The 3,393-nt window shown below is 43.6% G+C and carries 2 protein-coding genes and 1 pseudogene; all 3 read left to right on the top strand.

All coding sequences use genetic code 11. From position 1 onward, the window contains the following. The first annotated feature begins 122 nt into the window (after positions 1–122). Complete coding sequence (locus R8N49_RS24310; RefSeq protein WP_318190127.1) at positions 123–1,100, top strand: DUF968 domain-containing protein; 978 nt, start codon at positions 123–125, stop codon at positions 1,098–1,100. 260 nt (positions 1,101–1,360) lie between these two features. Beyond that, positions 1,361–2,383: an acyltransferase gene (locus R8N49_RS24305; protein ID WP_318190126.1), complete on the top strand. Its 1,023-nt coding sequence runs from the start codon at positions 1,361–1,363 to the stop codon at positions 2,381–2,383. A gap of 648 nt (positions 2,384–3,031) precedes the next feature. Then, positions 3,032–3,393: pseudogene (locus tag R8N49_RS24300) on the top strand (hypothetical protein); the annotation flags it as partial.

The raw sequence follows: 3,393 nt of genomic DNA, 5'->3' as shown, positions 1-3,393 counted from the left end.
TTCTTGGATGGTTGGCAACTTTCGAAAGGAGCTCGCTTGGAATACGACAAAGCGGTCGAGATGGGTAAGCAGCTGGTCACCAAGCCGTTGCTTGAGTCTAAAGTCGCTTAAAGGTAGGGAAGATGATAAAAGTCAGCCTGGATGTAGTCCCGACACTGAATGCCGCACTTATTCCACTAAGCCCAAACAAAGAGGCGATTCAACGTTTGCTGGTGGACGGTAAGATTGGTTTAGTTTCTCCCAATCAACGTCTGGCCACAAAGACTGCGGGAGGGTTGTCTTCGGATGACCTCTCTTTGGTGGCGTTCTTCGCTCATGAAGATGTGCAACTGCTTCTCGGTAGTACAGCTAAGTATGTTGATACGATTTCCGAGTGTCAGCTAAAGGATGAAGGTTACTGCAATCATAATCTGAAAACTCGGGTAACCGGCGAGGGAGCGATTCGTTTGTGTTGGCATCACGACAACATGGCCGATGACAGTCACCAGGCATTTTCGATAGCCCGAAAGAATACGGTTCGCCACGGTTTGATGGTTGTCTCTCGCCAGCTGCATGGTGAAGTAAGGAGTATTACTGATGTTGATTTGTGCTGGTGGGCCGTTCGCAATGACGTGTATGCGTTACTTCCGCAGTCTGTTCTCGATCGTCAGTTCAAGCGAGAAGAGGGAAGCAAGCGAGTGGGAGTACTGGGAAACGTGGATACAGATGCCAGGTATGTGTTCGAAGGTCAGCGTGAACAACTACAACGCTTGGCAAAGCCAGTTCTAAAACTGGTCATCGATGACGATCCACCAGCGATGTATCTAAGAAAGCCAAAACCAATCCGTTGGGAGAGTGAAAAGTACTTATCGTTCGTACGCAAGTTACCCTGCCGTGTTTGCGGAAAAACTGCAGGTATTGCTCACCACCTAATTGGCCACGGAGAAGGAAAGATGGGAAGTAAGGCCTCGGATTTGTTCACCATCCCACTTTGCCATGATCACCACCAGCAACTTCACCACGATGTGAATACCTGGGAACGTCAACACGGCGATCAGCTCTGGCATGTGAAAGAGACTATTAATAGGGCGCTGGTTGTTGGGGCGTTGGGTAAAAGCTAATTTATTAATCTGTACAGTTTCATATCTTAGCCACGTAATTGGCTCCTATTGAGAAAGGCTAAAACAAGCCACGTCGCATCAACCTTTGTACACTCCTGATTGGATAAGTATTTTGATAGCTGGTTGGTACTACACCTGAATTCTTATAAAACTATATTAAACAGGCTAATAAAATTATAAAATCTAAGGAGTCAGATGGTTAGCCATTTTTCTAATGGTAATAACTTTAAGAAAAATTTAAATTAGATTTAAGGATTAGAATGCGTCAGCAGATATTTAGCTTACAAGTGTTTCGAGGACTAGCAGCTTTGGCCGTTGTTGGGCATCACACAGTCACTTCGACGGGAGCATTTGTTGGTGAGATGCCAAGATGGGTACACAATACGATAGGACAAGGTAACTTTGGGGTGGATTTTTTCTTTGTGTTGTCTGGATTTATTATTATGTATATTCACCAACATGATGACAAATCAATAAACAGTGTTTCAAGCTATCTGAAAAAACGTTTTTTAAGGGTGTTCCCAATATACTGGTGTGTCGCGATCCCATTGGCTTTAGCTTATTCCTTATTACCTGCTCTTTCTGCGTCAGGCGGTCGTGAAATAAACCTTATCAGTTCTCTCCTTCTACTACCTGGGGAAGGCGTTCCTATCCTAAGTGTTGCTTGGACATTAATCCACGAAGTGATGTTTTACTCCATCTTCTTACTATTTTTCATAAATAATAGGGTATTCCTTTCATTTATCTTATTGTGGGTAGCATCTATTCTAGCCCTTAACGCTCTGGGCGAAGTCCCAAGTGGCGCGGGACGCTACTTTTTCTCCTTACTGAATGTAGAATTTGTAATAGGCATGGGAGCTGCTCTTTACCTAAAACGTATGAATAGCCAACGTTTTTCTGCTTTATTCGCAATAAGCGGTATTACACTAGGCATTATCAGCATCTACCTAATAAACATTGGAGGCGATGTAGCTATCCGTCTTTGTTTTGCCCTGGGAATGGCGATGCTGATTATTGGTGCTGCTGGTTTTGAACGTCAAAAAGCGTTGGTATGGCCTAGCTTTTTAGTTTTATTAGGAAATGCCAGCTATTCAATCTATCTCGTTCATAACCCAGCTCTTTCTATTACCCAGAGACTATTTGGAAAAGTAGGAGCTTCATGGGAAATCAGCTTACTTGGCGGAATACTTATAACCACTTTATTTGGTGTTATATTTCACCTTGTTGTTGAAAAGAACGTTTTAAATAAAAGTCAAAAAGTATTTAAACCTAGACCAGCCTAAACCATAAAACTAGGGGGAGCTATCCACTCTCCTTTTTACGCATGGCGGTAAATCGTCGAGAATTCGAGAATGAACCACAAGGAGTCTGCTACTCTTTCTCTGTTGCGATGCAGATTTTGCATTAGCGCCTTGTTCCGGCAATTCTCTATTGTTTTAATGACGTTTGTTTTATAACCAAACCACATTATTCTTAGAATCTTGGTCAGCATTCTTATCCAGGTAGTGCTTTACCTCTCCATTATAAAGCAGGATAAAGCACCTTCCGTTTAGATACGTTCCTACCAAGTAGTGGTATCTTGGGATGGTATAAACAACTTCGTACCCGTCATCATCAGAGCAGAGTGCGGACACATCCATAATCTTCAGTCGCCTTACACCCACAACGTTGCCTACTTCCATATAGCCGCCAAAAGGGATTGTCTTCCAGTCTCCACTGGCCATTAATACCGACACATTATCTTCAGTGCTGTTGTAACCGCATGGGCCATCAGGACCAATCCTGTATATGCGGTGGCCTACCAGGCGTTGAATCGTCTTGTACATTTCAAAAAGGGATTATCATTTAACTGTGTATATATACAGTTTATCATTGGTGGTTGAGCTGTCCAATTTGATTGATTCAACATTGTGGTGAGGGGAAATAAGATTATGGGTTTGTGTGTAAACATCGAAAAGTGGCAGATGCCAGCGGCGATCGGTATGGCGACAGAGGCTATTCGCGCTAAGTACAACGAAGGCGCTGGTGGCGGTGGTTTTGGCATGGCTGATATTGAAATGGCCTCGAAGCTGGATGCCGGTAAGGTGCTTTCTGCATTGGATCAGATTAATGGTGTACACCCTCACTTATCTGATTGGGCGTTCTTTGCCTATGCTTCGCCACTTTGGAATTCACAAGGCCTGACTCATCGCTTTATTGAACACCTGCTGAATGACTGGCTCATGGAGTGCTGTTTTACAGGTATTACTCTTCAAGCAAAGGTGGTGAAACGTATCGAAGCTATTCTTCCTTT

It is taken from the genome of Vibrio sp. 1978 (assembly GCF_033344345.1).
The sequence above is the reverse complement of the archived record's forward strand: the minus strand, read 5'-3'. Positions and strand labels throughout refer to the sequence as shown.